Raw genomic sequence first — 17,527 nt, 5'->3', positions numbered from 1 at the left:
TCCCGCTCCGACTACTCTGCTCGGCCGGGCACATCCGGTCACCGGGCGTACGGGATCGGGCACATACGGTGTCGGCCGCGATGCGGGAACGATCCGCCGGGCGGACGCGAGACGGCCCCGCAGGGGCGAGCAGACCACGGCCGACGTACGAGCGGCCGAGAAGAGAGTGACGATGACCGACGCACGGGGGAACGCCCGCCCGAACGGCGACGGGTCCGGTCGGCACACGCCCGGCACACCCTGCTGGGTGAGTCTGATGGCGCGCGGACTGGCCACGACCGAGAAGTTCTACGGAGCGCTGTTCGGATGGGAGTTCCGGCCGGGCCCGCAGCCGCTCGGCCCCTACGTGCGTGCCGTGCTCGACGGGCACGCGGTGGCCGGGATCGGGGTGCTGCCGCCCGATCGCCGGCTGCCCGTCGCCTGGACGCCCTACTTCGCCTCGGACGACGTGGACCGGACGGCCGAGGTGGTGCGTTCGTGCGGCGGCACGGTCGGCGTGGGGCCGCTGGACGCCGCCGACGCCGGGCGGATGGCGCTGGCCTCGGACCCGTGCGGCGCGGTCTTCGGCATCTGGCAGGCGGGCCCGGGAGCCGGCCGGGGCGTCACCGGCCGGCCCGGCACCCCGGCGTGGAACGAGCTGACGACCTACGAGACGCCCCATGTCGCCAAGTTCTACGAGACCGTGTTCGGCTACGACGAGGATCCGGTCGTCTCGGCCGACCTCGACTATGTGACGCTGCGCCTGGACGGCCGCCCGGTGACCGGCGTCCACGGCGTGGGCAACGCGCTGCCCCGCGACCGGGGGCCGCACTGGACGACGTACTTCACGGTGGAGGACACAGACGACGCGGTGGACCAGGTCCTCCACCTCGGTGGCCAGGTGCTCACCGGGCCCCGGGAGACCGAGCACGGCCGCGTCGCCACGGTGGCCGACCCGGAGGGGGCGCGGTTCGCGCTGGTACGGGGGCCGCGCTGACGCGACTGTGTCGGGTGGCCGCGGCTGTCGCGCCCGGGCACGGGGCGAGTCGGTCGACTGTACGGCCGAGCCCCCGGGACGCACCCGGATCTGGGCGATGTGGCGGCGGACGCCGGCGCCCCGGGTCCGCCGCCATCGCTCTCAGTCCAGGGCCCTCAGCAGACTGCCGACGAGACGGCCTGCCATCGTCCCGAGCGAACTCGCCACGGCGTTGACCAGACGGCTCGTCCAGGCGCGGAACGACGCGTCACCCGCGCGGCGGATGTCCGCCAGGTCCCGAGCCTGCTGAGCCAACACCTGTGCCAGCAAGGACGCGACGCGGATGATCTCCCGAACGGCCTCCTCCACTTCCTGTGCCTCGAACCGGCGTCCGCAGGGGCAGTGGAAGTTCGTCTCCCACACCCCCCACGTCCGCCGGCAGCCCGAGCAGCGCACGCGCGACCGGTCGGGCTCCACCTCCAGACTGCCGCCACCGCTCCCGGCGTCACTCCCCGCGTCTCCCGGGCAGTTGCGATGCCGGCTCACGGCCCACGAGCGGGAGCAAGCCGGGCACTGCGGGAACGCGAACTCGACCCACGTCATGGTGACCGTCGCGGGTCGTCCGGGACGCGGCGGGCCCTGCGGTACGCGTCCCGGTAGGACCGCTTCCCCGTCTCGACCATGCGGGCCGCGATCGACGCGAGGTCGTCGATGAAGGCACTGACCCGCGCCAGGGAGACGCCGGCGACCGCCGCGAGCCGGCCGGCCACTTTGTTGAGCCACAGTCGGAACGACGCCTCCGACAACCGGTCGATCTCCCGCAGGTCCTCCATCTGCTCCTGGATGACCGAGCGCAGGGCGTTCACCACCGCGTCGAACTCGGCTCCCGTACGCGGTTCGGCGTTCATCGGCTCTGCCCCCGCTCCACACGGCGTACGTACTCCTCGAACCGAGCCCGGTCGGCGTACAGCTCTCGCCACTGGGCGTCGGAGAGTTCCGCCAGCGCGTCGGCGACGGACCGAGGCTCGTGCGGATCGGGCTGTCGCGTCCGGTCCTGGGGCGTCTGCTGCGGGACGGGTGGGGTCGGATCGCCTTCCGGAATCTCGGCCAGGGTCCTCGCCGTGGCGGCCCGAAGCAGTTTGCGGTCCACCAGAGCCGTGAAGTCCGCCAGGGCCATGCGCTGTTCCAGAACCCACCGGCGCTGCTCGGGGACGGCGTACATCATCTCCTTGAACAGGGCCGTCAGGTTGAAGAACCGGCCGGCCGCGTAGCACACCGCCCGGCCCCGCCAGGACGGCAGCACGCGGGCGATGCTGCGGGTGAACTCCTCCTCCCGCTCCCGTAGCGCGGTCCGCTGCAGTTCGGAGGGCAGGTTCGCGTGCCTGTTCCAGTCGTGCGGACCGATCTCGTCGGCCTTGTTGAGGCCGAACACCAGGCGGCCGACCAGTTCGGGACTGTTCCCGAAGACGTCCGCCAGCGCCTGCTGCACGAGCTGGACCGTCCGGTCCTCGGCCGGGTGTATCCACACGATGGCGTCCGCGGTCGGCAGGATCTGCCGGTACAGGTCCAGGTAGCGGCGGTAGTTCGCGATGTCGTCACCGAGGCCGGGCATGTCGACGACCTCCAGGGCGCCCTTGCACCCACTGACCTCCTGCACCGGGATCGTCCAGGCCCTGTCCGTGGTCGCCTTGCTGTGCCCGACCTCCTGTCCGGCGTTGAAGAGGGCGTTGACCGTCGTGGACTTGCCGACACCGGTCTGGCCGATGAGGACCAGCCGGGGCGGGCCTTCCTTGCCGAGCGCCTCCTCGTAGCCTTCAAGGACCGCCTTCTTCTGGGCGGGTGTGAGGTCCTCGGACTGCTCGACCGACGTGGTGAACCGCCTCAGGCGGTCGCGGATGGTTCCGGACATGACCGTCCCCTTCTGGATCGCCGGGGCCCCGCGCCCCGGTACCGCGATCGTCCCGGTAAGGGGATCGTGCCGTCTGTCCCCGCCGACGGGGACACGGTCGACGGGCGCGGGGTCAGGGAGCGCGAACGGCTGCTTCCACGTAGGTGGAGGTGTCGGAGTTCAGCACGTCGGCGTCCGTTCGGGCACCGCCGGCCGAGAGCGCGTCTTCCAGCGCCCGGGCCCGCTGCCGGTCTCCTGGGAGCACGACGAGGGAGGCCCGTAAGGTGCCCGTCACGGCGTTGACGGTAAGGATGATCTCGCGCGGCGCGGGGCCGCTGGTCAGCGCCGTACTCAGCAACAGCCGCAGAAGAGCGGGCGGATGCAGGTCGTCGGAGTCCGACTGAATGGCGACGGTGCATCCCGCCCGGCGGGCGGACGCCAACAGGTCACGCACGGTCCGGTCGAGGACGCCAGGAAGCTGGAGCTCGTCGCGGACGGCACCGGACAGCAGACGGGCCCGGTTCCTGATTCCCGGGTCGTCGGGCGCGCACCGGCCGGAGCCCACTTCGGTCAGCAGTGGAAGGATCTCCTCGCCGAGCAGGGCCAGTCGTTCACGGTGCAGTTCCTCCCGGGCCCGCCGCGCCGCCTCGGTGGCCAGCAAGGCCGACCGGGCAGACTCCGCCCGGGCGGTCACCCCGCCCAGGTGGGCGATGGTGCGTCCGATGACGAGGCCCGTGAGGACGCCGAGTGCGGGCGCGAAGAGGGCGGGCAGCACGACGGCGACGGTTGCGCCGGGCGAGGAGGCGATCGGCGGGCCGGTGGCTACGAGTACGACGATGCCCGCCTGTTCCAGCGCCAGTGCCGTCAGCGCTTCCCAGGCAGGACGGACGATCACCAGCAGAGTCAGCAGCGGTGTCACGGCGCCGACCGGCCAGGAATCGAAGTCCTTGAGGGCGGAGAGAGGAAGGAACAGGAAGCTGCCGAGCACGCCGGAAACGGCGAAACAGCAGGCCGCGCCGGCCGCGTACCGGGAGATGCCCGCATCCGCCCGCCGGAGCAGCGCCACGGTCAGGCCCGCGAGCAGCGCGTACCAGACCAGGAGCGGGCCGGTGCCCGGGCTGCGGGAGGCATGTATGACCGCGACGATCCCCATGGCCGAGAGGAACGGCAGACATACGGCGGCCAGGGGGCGCCGCACGTCCCCCACGGCGGCCCGCATCCGTGCGAGCGTCGCCTCGGCGGTTCCGTCCCGGGCGCCGGCCAGTTCTTCCGCGTCCGCCGGAGCTGCGGCCGGCGGGTGCCACTCCAGCCGCACGGTGGTGCCGCGTCCAGGGGTACTGCGAATGTCCGCCCGTCCTCCGGCCTCGTCCATGCGCCGGATGACCGAACGCTGTAAGCCCACCGAGGACGGGGCGATCTCCCCGGCGGAGAAACCCGTCCCGTCGTCCGTGACGCTCAGCCGGAAACCCGCGCCCCTCCCGGTGTCAGGACGGTCCTGTCCGCCCACGCTGTGCAGACGTACGCGTACGGTCCGGGCCCCGGCATGCTCCTCGACGTTGCGCAGCGCCTCGCGGGCGGCGCCGGCCACGGCCTCGGCGACGTGTGCCGGAACGTGAAGCGCGTCGGGTGTCTCGACCGTCAGCTCCGTCCCTGCGGGCGGCCGGAGTCCGCGGACCGGAGCCGTCAGGTCCACCATGCCGGCGCCGGCCGGCCGCACCGGGTAGGCCGCGAGCGCCGCCACGGCTCCCGCAGCCGCCTCCCGCAGCCGGAGCAACGGGACGCCGGGCAGGGTGATGGCCTGCAGTGCGGTACTGACCTCGTCGTGCAGCACGCCCTGGAAGTTGCGGTGGGCCTCACGTCGGCCGGCCTCGCGGCCGGCAGCCGCTCGTACCGCCCGTACCCGCTCACGTGCTCGGTCGGCCCGGTCGCCCGCCCCGCGCATGAGCGGAGCAAGCACATCACCGGCCACCGCCGTCGCCACCAGCGGCCAGACGCCCTCGACGGCGCCCGCCGGGCCGTCCGCCGGCCAACAGGTGACGACCTGCGCACCGATCACCACCGCGTACGTCCACCGCCGGGCACGGCCCGGCAGCACCGCTGCGGCGAGCAGCACGGCGGGAGTGGTCAGCAGGCAACGCTGCCCGATCACGACGCGGGAGGTCCCCTCGGCGGCGAGTACCGCCGGTCCCACCAGCGCCAGGCCGACCGCCATGCCGAGGTCCCCACGCGAAAGGTGCACCCGTGCGCCGCGTACGACCGTCACCACAGCTTGCGCGAGCGACACCAGTGCCACCGCGCGGACATCTGGCCATGGCTCCGCGGCTCCCGACAGCAGGAATCCGGACCAGCTCAGAGCGAACAGGGCCGACAGAGCGGCCACCGCGCGGGACAGCCCGCACTCCACCCCGTACCGGTAGGACCCCGGTCTCAGGGGACGGTCCGTTCCGGCAGGTCCGGGCCGATGTCGATGTGCCCGTCGGCCACAGCTCGGTACACGAGCTCGCTGGTGCCTCCCACCTGGTCGTCAGCCACCTTGGCGTAGGCCTCGACCGCCCTCTTGCGGTGGGTGTGCAAGGTGTCCTCGGTGATGTGCAGCATGCGTGCGATGTCCGCGTAGGGCAGGCCCCGGGCGATCAGTCGCAGCACCTCCAGCTGGCGGGCGGACAGCCGGACCTCGCCCCGCGGATCGGTCACGATCGAGTGGGCGAGGCGGCTGGACACGTAGATTTCGCCCGAGTCCGCCGTGCGGATCGCGTCGACGAGCCGTTCCTGCGGATCCTCCTTCAGCACAAGGCCGAGCGCTCCCTCGTCGAGCGCCCGACGCACCAGGGCGGGGCGCTGCTCGGCGGTGAAGACCAGCACGCGCGCCCCCGTGGCCCGTAGCCGTCGGACATTCGAGGCGACGTCACTGCCGTCGCGCAGGCGCAGGTCGAGCAGAACAACGGATGCCGTGGTGTCACCGGCGAGTGCCGCGAGCAGGAGGTCGACGTTCTCGGCCGTGGCCACGAGCCGGATACCGGGCGCATGAGCAGCGAAGTACGCCGCGATGCCGTCGAGCAGGATGGGGTGGTCGTCCACGGCGGCCACCCCGATCACCGGGCTGCCCCCGTCCTCCGCGCCTGGTCCCATGCCATCGCCCCGCCCCCGTCGCGCATCCCGGAGCCCTGATGCGCACTCGATTCCCCGGAGGGGCATCGTAGGCCGTGCCACGGCGGGTCGGGGCGGCTTCGTGCGGAACTCCCGGTATCTCGGGCCGTTACGACGAGGAGCGTGCCGGCAGCCGCCGACCGAGCGCTGTCAAAGCTGTCGTGACGGGCTGAGCCTCGTCACGGCCTCCGGGGCCCGCTGAGTTCCACGTCGAGGCGGTAGCGGGACTGGACCGCGAGGGCGGCGGCCATGAGGAGGGCGGGCAGGAGCGTGAAGCCGAGCAGGATGGCCGTGTGCGCGCCGCCCGACTGGGTGACCTCCTCCCCGGCCCGCGCGGCCGCGTACCCGCCGAGGGCCAGGGCCGCCGAGTACAGGTAAGGACCGGCCGCGGCGCCCGTCGCCTCCGTCGCGGTCCACACCCCCGTGTAGGCGCCGGTCCGGTCGGTTTCGGCGCCGCCGCCCGCGCGGACGGTGTCCGGGACCATCGAGAACGGGAAGAGCTGCAGGCCCGCGAAGCACACGCCGAGCACGAGGGTGCACAGGACGGGCACCCCGAGCCCGGCCCCCTTCCCCGCCGCGAGGCCGAGCGCCCCGGCGACGAAGAACGCCTGGCACAGCAGCAGGCAGCGCTGCTTGCCCCAGCTCCGCGACAGGCGGAACCACACGGGCGTGGTGAGCAGCGCGGGGGCGACGAACGCGGCCATGAGGACGGTGGTGAAGCCGGGGCGGTCCAGTACGTGCCGGGCGTAGTACGGCAGACCGGCGAGGACCAGGTGGGTCGTCGTGGAGACCAGGAGGTAGCAGGAGACCAGCACCCGGAAGGGGCGGTTGCGGCGCAGCACGTCCCGGACCTGGGCGAGGGCCGGACCGTGCGGGGCCCGTTCCGGGGCCCGCCCGCCGGGTCCGGGGGCGGGCAGGAGGTCGCGGACGCCGCCGACGCCGACGAACTGGAAGACCACGGTGAACGCGCCGAGGACCACGGCCATGCTCACGTACCGGCCGACCGAGTCGCCCTCCCCCGCCAGCAGCGGGGCCAGCGCGCCGCCGACGAGGATGCCGACGGTGAGGACCACCATCCGGAAGGACAGCACCCGGGTCCGGCCGTGGTAGCCGACGGTCATGTCGGTGGGGGTGGCGAGATAGGGCACCTGGTACGCGGCGAACAGGGCGTTGGCGACGACGAACCAGCCGGCGACCCAGAGGGCGGCGGCCCAGGTCCGGTCGGCCACCGGCCCGGGGACGGCGAACAGCGCGACGAAGGCGGGCGCGAGGGCGCAGCCCCCCTTCAGGAGCCGCAGCCTGGTCCCCCGGCTGGCACGCTCCCGGTCGGAAAGCGAGCCGACGTACGGGTGCAGGACGATGTCCACGGCCTTGGGGACCAGCAGCGCCAGGCCGGCCAGCCAGGGGGCGACGCCGAGGGTGTCGGTCAGGAAGTACAGGAGCAGCAGCCCCGGGACGGTGACGTAGACGCCCATGCCGGCCGAGCCGAGCGCGTAGCGCACGAGCGCGGGGCGGGGCACGTCGGCGCCGTCCCCGGCGTCCGCCACGGCGGCGGGGGCGCGCTCGTCGGGGAGAGGGGCTTCGGATCCTGTGGCGGCGTTCATGAATCCCTCAGATGTTGGATTGCGAGGTCTGCGGATCCTAGCCAGACTGTGCCGGATGAGGAAGAGCAGCGAGACATCCCCCGACGAGCGGCCCGCCCGGCGCGGTCCGGGACGGCCCCGGCGCGCGGAGCGGGACGGGCCCTCCACGCGCGAGCGGATCCTGCGGGAGGCCACGGAACTGTTCGCCGCCCGGGGGCCGGAGGGGACCTCGCTGCGCGACATCGCGGCGCGGGTGGGCATCGACGTGTCGAGCCTGCACCACCACTTCCCCGCCAAGGAGGCCCTGTACGACGCCTGTTTCGAGCGGGTGCACGCGGCCGAGCGGGCGGCGCTCGCCCCGCTGGTGGCCGATCTGGACCGGGCCGCGGCGGCCGGCGGCGAGCCCCTCGGCGCGGCGCTGCGCGCGCTCGCGGAGGGCTTCGTCGACTTCCTTGAGGAGCATCCGCACACCACGTTCCTGTGGCTGCGCCGGTGGCTCGACCCGACGCGCGGCGCGGGCCTGGACCGGGCGTACGCGCTGCCGCTGTACGGCGACGTGGAGCGGGCGCTGCTGGAGGCCGCCCAGGCGGGGACCGTGCGCGAGACCACGCCGCACGTCACGGTGCGCAGCCTGGTGTGGGCGGCGCACGGTCACGTCACCGCGCTGGCCGCCGCCTCCCCCGCCGAACGGGAGCGGGAGCGCTACGAGTTCCGGCTCTGGGTGCGCCGTTTCCTCGACGCCCTGTACGGGACGGACGGGAGCGCGGCCGGGACGGGGTCTGGTGCCGGCGAGGGAAGTGACGTAATAATCCATCACACGTTGGAATAACTTCACGGGACAGCCGCGCGTGACGGCTGCACGGCTCGGGGAAGGGCGCGGACGCGATGGGCGCAGGGCGGGGCACGGCGGGACCGGGACGGGTGGCCGTCGTCGGCGGCGGCATAGCGGGCATCGCGGCCGTGAAGGCGCTGCTCCGGGCGGGCGTCGAGGTGTTCGGCGTGGAGCGCGCCGACGAGCTGGGCGGACTGTGGCGACTGGCCCCGGACACCGCCGCGTACGAGGGGCTGCGGCTCAACACGTCGAGGCCCCGCACCGAGTTCGCCGACCACCCGATGCCCGCGGAGTGGGGGGACTACCCCTCACGCGGCCAACTGCTGTCGTACGTCCAGGACTACGCCGGACGCTTCGGGGTGACGGAGCACTTCCGTACCGGCACGGAACTCGCCGCCGCCCGGCGCACCGAGGACGGCTGGCTCCTCGAACTGAACGGCCCCGACGGCGCGTACGAGGAGTCGGTCGCCCATCTCGTGGTCGCCAACGGGCACAACCACACCCCGCGTCTGCCCGAACCGCCGTACCCCGGCACCTTCGAGGGGACCACCTCGCACGCGCACGCCTACCGCGAGCCGTCGGAGTTCGCGGGTCGCCGGGTGCTGGTCGTCGGCACCGGCAACTCCGCGATGGACATCGCGACGGAGTTGGCGGAGCAGGCGGACGAGGTGCTGATCTCGGCTCGGCGCGGCGTATGGGTGCTGCCCAAGCGGCTGTTCGGCCGCCCGACCGACCAGTGGAACGGCGCGCTGGCGGCCGTCCTGCCGTGGCGGCTGCGCCAGCGGCTCTCCCAGACGATGCTGCGGCTCGCGGCCCGCGGCACTGAGGGGCCGGCGCTGCCCCCGTCCCCCGAGGGCGTGCTCCAGGACCATCCGACGCTGAGCGACACGGTCCCCGCGCTGGTGCGGGCCGGGAAGATCGGCGTACGGGCGGGCATCGAACGCTTCGACGGGCGCCGGGTGCGCTTCACGGACGGGCGGGAGGACGAGGTGGACCACGTGCTGTGGTGCACCGGGTACCGGGCGACCGTGCCGTTCCTCGACCCGGCACTGGTTCCCGACCCGGCCCGGCTGCCGCTGTACCGGCACGTGTTCCCTCTGGACGACGACGCCCTGTCCTTCGTGGGCCTGATGCAGTCGACGGGGTCGGCGCTGCCGGTGGTGGAGGCGCAGAGCCGGCTGCTCGCCGCGCACCTGACCGGACGGCTGCGCAGGCCGCCGCGCGACCGGATGCTGGCGTCGGTCACCGCGGAGCTGCACGCGGCGCGGGAACGCTGGGGCGACAAGCGGCCCCACATGCGGATCGACGTCGACCAGTACCTGCGCCAGGTGGCGCGGGACCTGGACGGCGGACGGGACGTGACGCCGCTCGCGGGACGGCGGGTGCTCGTGACGGGCGCGGCGGGGACCTTCGGCAGCGCGCTGGGGGCGCGGTTCACCGAGCTCGGCGCCCGCGTGGTCGGCCTGGACCTGCACGCCGACGCCTCGGCCCCGGTGCCGGTGGTGGGCTGCGACCTGACCGATCCGGAGTCGGTGACCAAGGGAGTCGAGGAGGCCGTGCGGCTGCTCGGCGGGGGCGTGGACGTCCTGGTCAACAACGCGGGCCGGGGCGGTCCGGCACCCGCGGAGCTGCGGCCGTCGGCGGAGGTGCACGCCCAGCTGGACCTGAACCTGCTCGCCGCCTGGGACGTGACGGCGGCGGCCCTCCCCCATCTCGAACGGGCGCGCGGCAGGGTGGTGTTCATCGCCTCGCGGATGGCGGTGATGCCGCTGCCGCTGGCCGCCGCCTACGGGGTCTCCAAGCGGGCCCTCGCCGCGTACGCGGACACGCTGCGGCTGGAGGTCGGCACGCATGTGGGGGTGACGACCGTCTACCCGAGCATGGTGCGCAGCCCGATCCACGACAGCACGCGGGAGGCGGGGCTCTCCCTGGACGGGGTGTCGCGGCCGGAGCCGCTGGAGGGTGTGGTGGCCGCGGTGGTCTCGGCGGTCACCGCCCGCCGTGCCCCGCGCGACGTGGCGACGACCCGCCGCGGCCGGGCCGAGATGGCGCTGGCCCGGCACGCCCCGGCGCTGACCGACCGGATCGTCCGCCGCACGGTCGCGGCCCGGGTGGCGGCGGGCGCCTTCGCCAAGGCCCCGCTGGCGGAGGGGTTGCGGCGGCGGTACGGGCGGGAGGGCTAGGTCCTGTCCGGCACGATCCGCCGGGCTGGGCTTACGAGGGTGACGGCCGGCCGGTCCCGGCGCGGCTGTCGTAGGCGGCCCGGGCGGCCGCGATGCCGTCCAGGTTGTGGGTGGACCACTCCAGCAGAGGCGCGGTCGCCTGTCGCAGGGTCACGCCCATCGGGGTGAGCTCGTAACTGACGTGCGGCGGCATGACGTTGTGGACCGTACGCGTGAGGATGCCGTCGCGCTCCAGGCTGCGCAGGGTGACGGTCAGCATGCGCTGGCTGATGCCGGTGGTGGCGCGCTTGAGCTCGGTGAAGCGGCGCGGCCCCTGGCTGAGGTTGCGGACGACCAGCAGGGACCACTTGTCGCCGACGATGTTCAGCACGTCGGCCGTCCGGCACGGGTCCTGCCGGCGTACCGGCTCTGACGGGCCGTCGGGTGGGGTCATGGTTACCTCCGGGGAACCGGGTCACCGCAATGTGCCTTATTGCCCGTGACCGGGCGGGTGCACCACGATGAACGAGCGGTTCCCGAAGCGTACCGAGGCACGGAAGGGAACCGCTCCCCTCCCTTGCCCCTGCGCGAAAGGCACCCTTGTGTCGACCTACCTCCTTGTCCACGGCGCCTGGCACGACGGACGGTGCTGGGAGCGGGTGGCCCCGCTGCTGGAAGCGGCCGGCCACCGCGTGTTCCACCCCTCCCTGACCGGCTACGGCGACAAGGCGCACCTGCTCGGGCCCGAGGTGGGCCTGGACACGCATCTCGAGGACGTCGTCCGGCTGATCAAGGACGAGGACCTGACCGACGTGATCCTGGTCGGCCACAGCTACGCGGGACTGGTGATTACGTCGGCGGCGAACGAGGTCCCGGAACGGGTCGCGCACCTGGTGTATCTGGACGCGATGGTGCCGGAGGACGGCGAGACCGCGGTCGACGCGCAGCCCGTCACCCAAAGCCTGATCGACCTCGCCGCGTCCACGGACGCCCCGTGGCGCATCCCGCCGCTGGCGGAACTGCCGCCGCCTTTCGGCCTGTTCGGCGTGACCGATCCGGCGGACGCGGCGTGGCTGCGCGGAATACTCTCGGACCACCCGGTCCGCTGCCTGCAACAGCCGGCCCGCCTGGACAACCCGGCCCTGCGGCAGGTCGCCCGCACCCACATTCACTGCGTGGGCGCGGCTCCGGAGGGCATCGTCCGGCGCCCCGTCCCCGCGACCCAGCCCAACGGGTCCCCGTCCCGCGTGCGGGAACTGCCCACCGGGCACGACTGCATGATCACGATGCCGGAGGAACTCACCGAGCTGCTGCTGGAGGTGGCGGGCTGATACGGCCCCGTGGGCCCGTCAGCTCGACGACACCGGCAGCACGTCCGGTGCCAGGGCCGCCGCCCGCGCCGTCGCCGCCGTCATGCGGCGGCGGTGGTGGCGGCGGCAGAGGACCTCGTAACCGATCTCGTCCGCGGAGCCGGTGACGTCGCCGACGACGACCTGGGCGCCCTCGACGACCATCACGCCGCCGACCGTGCGGGCGTTGTGCGTGGCGCGGGCGCCGCACCAGCACAGGGCCTCGACCTGGAGGACCTCGACACGGTCGGCGAGTTCGACCAGGCGCTGGGAGCCGGGGAACAGCTTGGAGCGGAAGTCGGTGGTGATGCCGAAGGCGTAGACGTCGAGCTCCAGGTCGTCCACCACGCGCGCGAGCTGGTCTATCTGCTCGGGCGCAAGGAACTGCGCCTCGTCGGCGATCACGTAGTCCGCGCGCCGCCCCTGCGAGAGGTGGTCGACGAGGTGGGCGTACAGGTCGGCGCCGTCACCGACCTCCACCGCGTCGGTGACCAGGCCCAGGCGGGAGGACAGCTTGCCCTCGCCGGCCCGGTCGTTCCGCGTGAAGATCATGCCGACCAGGCCGCGGGCCGACCGGTTGTGCTCGATCTGCAGAGCGAGCGTCGACTTCCCGCAGTCCATCGTTCCGCAGAAGAACACCAGCTCGGACATGGGGGGTCGGGCACCTTTCGGCAGGGATCAGTAGCGGGGGCGCGCGTCAGGAGCGTACTTCGAGCAGGGGGACCAGCTGCTCGGCAGGGGTCATGGAACCGTGGTTGCCGACCATCGCCGACTCCCGTGGCTCCCGCTCGGAGGCGATGAGCAGGACGTCGTCCCGGGCGGCCGCGACCACGTCGCCGATCCGGTGGTACACGCGCTCGTCGACCGCCGGGCCGAACCAGCCCGCGTCGATCGCCTCGTCGCGCGAGGCCACCCAGAACTGCTCGCCGAGCACCTCGCGCCAGCAGGCCAGCACGTCCCCGGCAGCGCCGGGCACCGCGTAGACGTGACGCGCGCGGCCCTCGCCGCCGAGCAGGGCGACGCCCGCCTTCAGCTCCCAGTCCTCGTCGAAGTCGATCCGGTGCTGCTCGTCGAAGGGCACGTCGATCATGCCGTGGTCGGCGGTGACGTACAGGGCGCTGCGCGGCGGCAGCTGCTCGGCCAGGCGCTGCACCAGGCGGTCGACGTACATCAGCTGACCGCGCCAGGTGTCGGAGTCGACGCCGAAGCGGTGACCGGCCCCGTCGACCTCGGCGTAGTACGTGTAGACCAGCGAGCGGTCGGCGGCGGCCAGCTGCTCCGCCGCGGTGTCCATGCGGTCCTCCCCGGACAGCCGTCCCTGGAAGGTGCCGCCGCTGAGCGCGACCTTGGTCAGCGGGGTGTTGACGAAGTGCGGGGAGGACACCTGCGCGGCGTGCACACCCGCGCGGTGCGCCAGTTCGAAGACGGTCGGGTACGGCTGCCAGGCGCCGGGCGGGGTCCAGGGCTGCCAGCGCAGCTGGTTCATCAGCTCGCCGGTGTCCGGGTCGCGCACGGTGTAGCCGGGCAGGCCGTGGGCGCCCGGCGGCAGCCCGGTGCCGACGGAGGCCAGGGAGGTCGCGGTGGTCGCCGGGTATCCGGCGGTGATCGGGCGTCCGGTGCCGCCGCGCGAGGCGGCCAGCAGGGACGTCATGAACGGCGCTTCCTCCGGGTGGGCCTTCAGCTGCTCCCAGCCGAGGCCGTCGATGAGGAAGACGCAGTTGCGGTCGGCGGGGGTGAGCTCACCGATGCCGACGGTCATGCCGGGGACGCCGAGGCCGGCGGCGAGGGTGGGCAGCAGGTCGGCGAGGGAGCCGGTGCCGTACGCCGGTACGGGGGCGGAGTCGACGGGGAGCGGCTCCGGGTGGGTGTCCCAGGGGTGCGCTGCCGGGTGCCCCCGGTCGTGGGCGGCGGGCGGGGGGTGAGCCATCAGCGCAGGTCCGCGGTCGCCTCGGACAGGGCCTGGGCGAAGACCAGGGCCTGGCGCACCGTCTCCGGGCCGTCACCGGCCTCGCTGACGCGCAGGCTCAGGTCGTCGGCCGTGGAGTTGCCGGTGTAGCCGTGGTCGGCCTCGCAGTCGGGGTCGCCGCAGGCGGCCGGCTCCAGGTCGATGCGGGAGACCGCGCCCCAGCCGATGGTGAGCACGATCTCGCGCGGCAGCGTGCCCGGCGTGTAGGACTCCGGGTTGGCGACGACGCGGCTGACCACGATCGACGAGATCCGGCCGAGCTTCACCGATTCGGTGGAGGTGGTGGCGTAGGGGGTGGAGGAGGTGCTGTCCGCGGCCTGCTCGTCGGTGTGGCTGACGATGAAGCGGTTGCCGGTGAGGACGAGCACGGTCACGTGCCGTCGCACCTCGTTCTGGTCGAACGTCGTCTCCTGATGGACCAGGTACGACCGGACGGGCTCGCCGCCCACGGCGGCCTCCACCGCCTCGGCCACGAGAGCCGGGTAGTAGCCGCTGCGTTCGATCGCCGCCCGCAGCCCCTGGGTCGTCGTACTGGTCTTGGCCATGTCGCCCATCCTACGGGTGGCCACCGACTGCGAGGCACCGCTCGCCCCCGGTCAGTACGTGGGCAGGGTCCGGGGCCCGTGGTCGTCGCGGGCGGGCGGCGGGGCCAGGCGCACGGAGGCACCCAGGACGCTCACGCCGTGCGGGGCGACGACGACCGGCTCCAGGGTGACGGCGACGACCTCCGGATGGTCGTGGACCAGCCGCGACACCCGCAGCATCAGCTCCTCCAGCGCGGGGGTGTCGACGGGTGCCGAGCCGCGCCAGCCGAACAGGAGGGGCGCGGTACGGATCGACCGCACCAGCGAGGTCGCGTCCCGGTCGGTGACCGGGATCAGGCGGTGCGCCATGTCGCCCAGCAGCTGGGAGGCGGCCCCGGCGAGCCCGAACGACAGCACGGCGCCGGCCGCCGGGTCGATGACCGCGCGGACGACGGTGTCGACACCGCGCGGGGCCATGCGCTGCACCACCGGGCGCAGTTCCTCCGGGCCGCCGAACAGCTCGGTCAGCTCGCCGTAGGCCCGGCGCAGCTGTTCCTCGTCGGCCAGGTCCAGGCGGACGCCGCCCAGGTCGGCGCGGTGCCTCAGGTGCGGGGCGGTCGCCTTCAGGGCGACCGGGTAGCCGAGGGTGCGGGCGGCCTCGGTGGCCGCGTCCGGGGTGGACGCGGGCAGGGCGCGGTGCACGTGGATGCCGTAGGAGGCGAGCAGTTCGCAGGTGGCGTGGGTGGTGAGGGTGAGGCCCTGGCCGCGGGAGAGCAGCCCCTTGATGAGGGCGGCGGCGCCGCGTTCGTCGATGTCCTCGTACTCGGGCACCTTGCCGGGGTCGGCGGCCTCACGCCGCCACTGCCCGTACGCCACGGCGTGCGCGAGCGCCCGTACGGCACGCTCGGCGGCCGGGTAGGCGGGGATGAGGTGGGCGCCCTCGGGCGGCGGGACCGGGGCGGCCGGGGCAAAGGTCGCGGCGCCCTGGGGCCCGGCGCCGCCGTCCGCCTCCGTGCCGCCGTCCGTTGCCGCGCCGCCGCCGTCCGCCGTCGCGCCCCCGCCGGCCGGGACCGGGCCGGAGGCCGCGCCCGGCTGGGGTGCCGTGCTGGTCGCGGCCGACAGGGCCTCCGCGAGGCCGCCCAGCTCCACGTGAACCACGAGGACGGGCTTGGTCGGTGCCGCGGCGGCCGCCGAGCGCAGAGCCTCGGCGAGGGCGGCGTCGCCCACCGAGCCCTCCCCCACGGCCGGGATCGCGGTGACGACCACGGCGTCGGAGGTGTCGTCGGCCAGCGCGCGGGAGAGCGCGGCGTGGAAGTCCGCCGCCGAGGCGGCCGTGGAGAGGTCCTGCGGGGGGTGCGGGCGCAGACCCTCGGCGAGGCACGCGTCGTAGGTGAGCAGGCCCAGGGACTCGGAGTTGCCGAGGATCGCCACCCGGGGCCCGGCCGGCAGCGGCTGGCGGGCGAGCAGCAGCCCCGCGTCGACCAGGTCGGTGATGGTGTCCACGCGGATCACTCCGGCCTGCCGCAGCAGCGCCGACACGGTCGCGTGGGGCAGCTGGGTCGCGCGGACGGCGTGCCCGCGCGGTCCCGCTCCGTGGCGTGCGCCCTGGACGACGACCAGGGGCTTCGCCGCGGCGGTGCGGCGGGCGAGGCGGGTGAACTTGCGGGGGTTGCCGATGGACTCCAGGTACATGAGGGTGACGTCGGTGTCGGCGTCCTCGTACCAGTACTGCAGGACGTCGTTGCCGGAGACGTCCGCGCGGTTGCCGGAGGAGACGAACGTGGAGACGCCCGTCACGCCCGTGACGCCGCCCCCGCGTCGGTGCAGGCGCGACAGCAGGGCGACCCCGATGGCGCCGGACTGGGCGAACAGCCCGATCCGGCCGGGGCGGGGCATGTCGGGGGCGAGCGAGGCGTTCAGCCGGACCTCGGGCGAGGTGTTGATGACGCCGAAGGAGTTCGGCCCGATGATGCGCATGCCGTAGCTGCGGGCCTGCCGGACCAGGGCGCGCTGGCGTTCCTTGCCCTCGGGGCCGGACTCGGCGTAGCCGGCGGAGACCACCACGAGCCCCTGGACGTCGTGCTCGCCGCACGCGGCGACCACCTCGGGGACCCGTTCGGCGGGCACCGCGACGACCGCCAGGTCCACGGGCCCGTCGATGTCGCGCACCGAGCGGAAGGCGGGCACGCCGTCGAGTTCCTTCTGACCCTCCGGCAGCGCCCCGTTCACGGCGTAGAGGCGGCCGGTGAACCCGGCGTCCCGGATGTTGTCCAGGATGCTGCGTCCCACGCCCCCGGGGGTGCGGCCGGTGCCGATGACGGCCACCGCGCCGGGCGCGAGCAGCCGCTGCACCGAGCGCGCCTCCGCGCGCTGTTCGCGCGCGTACTGCACGGCGAGGGAGCGGTCGGTGGGTTCGAGGTCGAACTCCAGGCGCACGACGCCGTCCTCGAAGCTGCGCTTCTGGGTGTACCCGGCGTCGGTGAACACCTTGATCATCTTGGTGTTGGCGGGCAGCACCTCGGCGGCGAACCTGCGGATGCCGCGCTCGCGGGCGACGGCGGCGATGTGCTCCAGCAGGGCGGACGCGACGCCCCGGCCCTGGTGGGCGTCCTGCACCAGGAAGGCGACCTCGGCCTCGTCGGCGTCCGCTCCGCTCGCGGGCCGGCCGCCGGCGCCGATGCGGTCGTAGCGCACGGTGGCGATGAACTCGCCGCCGATGGTCGCTGCGAGCCCCACCCGGTCCACGAAGTCGTGGTGGGTGAAGCGGTGGACGTCCTTGGCGGACAGCCGCGGGTAGGGGGCGAAGAAGCGGTAGTACTTCGACTCGTCCGACACCTGCTCGTAGAAGCTGACCAGCCGCTCGGCGTCGTCGGCCGTGATGGGGCGGACGCGCGCGGTGCCGCCGTCGCGCAGCACCACGTCGGCCTCCCAGTGGGCGGGGTACTCGTGGCGGTCCGACGAGGTCTGCATGCGCCCCAGACTACGGCTCGCGTCCGACGGCGGCGCGAGGCAGTCTGTGGTGGACGACCGCCGGGCCGAGGCCGCGGCCCGGGGGCCGCCGGGGCCGTTCCGGACGCCGCTCCGGGCACGCGCCACGATATGGAAGACTGGTCTAGACAAC

Annotated in this window: 15 protein-coding genes; 4 read left to right on the top strand and 11 right to left on the bottom strand. The window is 73.8% G+C overall.

The genetic code is table 11. The annotated features are described in order from the left end of the window. The first annotated feature begins 172 nt into the window (after positions 1-172). Positions 173-976, top strand: coding sequence for a VOC family protein (locus ACIF8S_RS00565; protein ID WP_399996492.1), 804 nt, complete (start codon positions 173-175; stop codon positions 974-976). A 141-nt stretch (positions 977-1,117) separates the two neighbouring features. Here the strand turns inward: ACIF8S_RS00565 and ACIF8S_RS00560 are convergent, their stop codons facing one another. From ACIF8S_RS00560 to ACIF8S_RS00535, 6 genes are all read right to left on the bottom strand, one after another. Then, positions 1,118-1,324 (bottom strand): hypothetical protein, encoded by a 207-nt coding sequence (locus ACIF8S_RS00560; protein ID WP_158686724.1) that lies wholly within the window; start codon positions 1,322-1,324, stop codon positions 1,118-1,120. Between the two features lie 230 nt (positions 1,325-1,554). Then, positions 1,555-1,863 (bottom strand): hypothetical protein, encoded by a 309-nt coding sequence (locus ACIF8S_RS00555; protein ID WP_399996490.1) that lies wholly within the window; start codon positions 1,861-1,863, stop codon positions 1,555-1,557. After that, positions 1,860-2,864, bottom strand: a complete 1,005-nt coding sequence (locus ACIF8S_RS00550) for a GTPase family protein (RefSeq protein ID WP_399996489.1) — start codon at positions 2,862-2,864, stop codon at positions 1,860-1,862. Before ACIF8S_RS00550 ends, ACIF8S_RS00555 begins: the two co-directional genes overlap by 4 nt. A gap of 112 nt (positions 2,865-2,976) precedes the next feature. After that, positions 2,977-5,055, bottom strand: a complete 2,079-nt coding sequence (locus ACIF8S_RS00545) for a sensor histidine kinase (protein ID WP_399996488.1) — start codon at positions 5,053-5,055, stop codon at positions 2,977-2,979. A gap of 215 nt (positions 5,056-5,270) precedes the next feature. Beyond that, entirely contained in the window at positions 5,271-5,972 is a 702-nt protein-coding gene (locus ACIF8S_RS00540; RefSeq protein ID WP_399996487.1) for a response regulator, read from the bottom strand. Between the two features lie 197 nt (positions 5,973-6,169). Continuing rightward, on the bottom strand, positions 6,170-7,594 hold the full coding sequence (locus tag ACIF8S_RS00535; protein ID WP_399996485.1) for an MFS transporter: 1,425 nt from the start codon (positions 7,592-7,594) through the stop codon (positions 6,170-6,172). A gap of 55 nt (positions 7,595-7,649) precedes the next feature. Between ACIF8S_RS00535 and ACIF8S_RS00530 the strand changes: the two genes are divergently transcribed. Next, entirely contained in the window at positions 7,650-8,402 is a 753-nt protein-coding gene (locus tag ACIF8S_RS00530) for a TetR/AcrR family transcriptional regulator (protein WP_399996484.1), read from the top strand. A 56-nt stretch (positions 8,403-8,458) separates the two neighbouring features. Continuing rightward, complete coding sequence (locus ACIF8S_RS00525; protein ID WP_399996483.1) at positions 8,459-10,588, top strand: SDR family NAD(P)-dependent oxidoreductase; 2,130 nt, start codon at positions 8,459-8,461, stop codon at positions 10,586-10,588. A gap of 31 nt (positions 10,589-10,619) precedes the next feature. Here ACIF8S_RS00525 and ACIF8S_RS00520 read toward each other — a convergent pair whose 3' ends face one another. Next, the gene (locus ACIF8S_RS00520; protein WP_399996482.1) at positions 10,620-11,021 is read right to left on the bottom strand and encodes a winged helix-turn-helix transcriptional regulator; all 402 of its coding nucleotides are present in this window, start codon (positions 11,019-11,021) and stop codon (positions 10,620-10,622) included. Positions 11,022-11,169: 148 nt separating this feature from the next. On the opposite strand from ACIF8S_RS00520, the gene ACIF8S_RS00515 reads away from it, so the two are divergent. After that, positions 11,170-11,898, top strand: coding sequence for an alpha/beta fold hydrolase (locus ACIF8S_RS00515; RefSeq protein WP_399996480.1), 729 nt, complete (start codon positions 11,170-11,172; stop codon positions 11,896-11,898). An 18-nt stretch (positions 11,899-11,916) separates the two neighbouring features. Here the strand turns inward: ACIF8S_RS00515 and ACIF8S_RS00510 are convergent, their stop codons facing one another. Genes ACIF8S_RS00510 through ACIF8S_RS00495 form a run of 4 tightly spaced genes read right to left on the bottom strand, consistent with a single transcriptional unit; the run spans position 11,917 to position 17,376 of the window. After that, positions 11,917-12,567: a thymidine kinase gene (locus ACIF8S_RS00510; RefSeq protein ID WP_349797662.1), complete on the bottom strand. Its 651-nt coding sequence runs from the start codon at positions 12,565-12,567 to the stop codon at positions 11,917-11,919. 46 nt (positions 12,568-12,613) lie between these two features. Next, positions 12,614-13,843 carry an alkaline phosphatase family protein gene (locus ACIF8S_RS00505; RefSeq protein ID WP_399996479.1) on the bottom strand — a complete coding sequence of 410 codons (1,230 nt, stop codon included), beginning with the start codon at positions 13,841-13,843 and terminating at the stop codon, positions 12,614-12,616. Continuing rightward, positions 13,843-14,427, bottom strand: a complete 585-nt coding sequence (locus ACIF8S_RS00500) for a DUF5998 family protein (protein WP_399996478.1) — start codon at positions 14,425-14,427, stop codon at positions 13,843-13,845. The genes ACIF8S_RS00505 and ACIF8S_RS00500 overlap by 1 nt, the downstream gene beginning before the upstream one ends. A gap of 51 nt (positions 14,428-14,478) precedes the next feature. Continuing rightward, positions 14,479-17,376, bottom strand: coding sequence for a GNAT family N-acetyltransferase (locus ACIF8S_RS00495; protein WP_399996477.1), 2,898 nt, complete (start codon positions 17,374-17,376; stop codon positions 14,479-14,481). Positions 17,377-17,527: the final 151 nt, after the last annotated feature.

Source organism: Streptomyces sp. NPDC085937 (genome assembly GCF_044540535.1).
Lineage (GTDB): Bacteria > Actinomycetota > Actinomycetes > Streptomycetales > Streptomycetaceae > Streptomyces.
The sequence above is the reverse complement of the archived record's forward strand: the minus strand, read 5'-3'. Positions and strand labels throughout refer to the sequence as shown.

Bases quoted from the DNA above. Each gene is read 5' to 3' on its own strand.
- ACIF8S_RS00565 (WP_399996492.1), top strand. From the start codon at position 173: ATGACCGACGCACGGGGGAACGCCCGCCCGAACGGCGACGGGTCCGGT.
- ACIF8S_RS00510 (WP_349797662.1), bottom strand. From the start codon at position 12,567: ATGTCCGAGCTGGTGTTCTTCTGCGGAACGATGGACTGCGGGAAGTCG.
- ACIF8S_RS00530 (WP_399996484.1), top strand. From the start codon at position 7,650: ATGAGGAAGAGCAGCGAGACATCCCCCGACGAGCGGCCCGCCCGGCGC.
- ACIF8S_RS00555 (WP_399996490.1), bottom strand. From the start codon at position 1,863: ATGAACGCCGAACCGCGTACGGGAGCCGAGTTCGACGCGGTGGTGAAC.
- ACIF8S_RS00525 (WP_399996483.1), top strand. From the start codon at position 8,459: ATGGGCGCAGGGCGGGGCACGGCGGGACCGGGACGGGTGGCCGTCGTC.
- ACIF8S_RS00540 (WP_399996487.1), bottom strand. From the start codon at position 5,972: ATGGGACCAGGCGCGGAGGACGGGGGCAGCCCGGTGATCGGGGTGGCC.
- ACIF8S_RS00545 (WP_399996488.1), bottom strand. From the start codon at position 5,055: ATGGCGGTCGGCCTGGCGCTGGTGGGACCGGCGGTACTCGCCGCCGAG.
- ACIF8S_RS00500 (WP_399996478.1), bottom strand. From the start codon at position 14,427: ATGGCCAAGACCAGTACGACGACCCAGGGGCTGCGGGCGGCGATCGAA.
- ACIF8S_RS00495 (WP_399996477.1), bottom strand. From the start codon at position 17,376: ATGCAGACCTCGTCGGACCGCCACGAGTACCCCGCCCACTGGGAGGCC.
- ACIF8S_RS00520 (WP_399996482.1), bottom strand. From the start codon at position 11,021: ATGACCCCACCCGACGGCCCGTCAGAGCCGGTACGCCGGCAGGACCCG.
- ACIF8S_RS00535 (WP_399996485.1), bottom strand. From the start codon at position 7,594: ATGAACGCCGCCACAGGATCCGAAGCCCCTCTCCCCGACGAGCGCGCC.
- ACIF8S_RS00505 (WP_399996479.1), bottom strand. From the start codon at position 13,843: ATGGCTCACCCCCCGCCCGCCGCCCACGACCGGGGGCACCCGGCAGCG.
- ACIF8S_RS00550 (WP_399996489.1), bottom strand. From the start codon at position 2,864: ATGTCCGGAACCATCCGCGACCGCCTGAGGCGGTTCACCACGTCGGTC.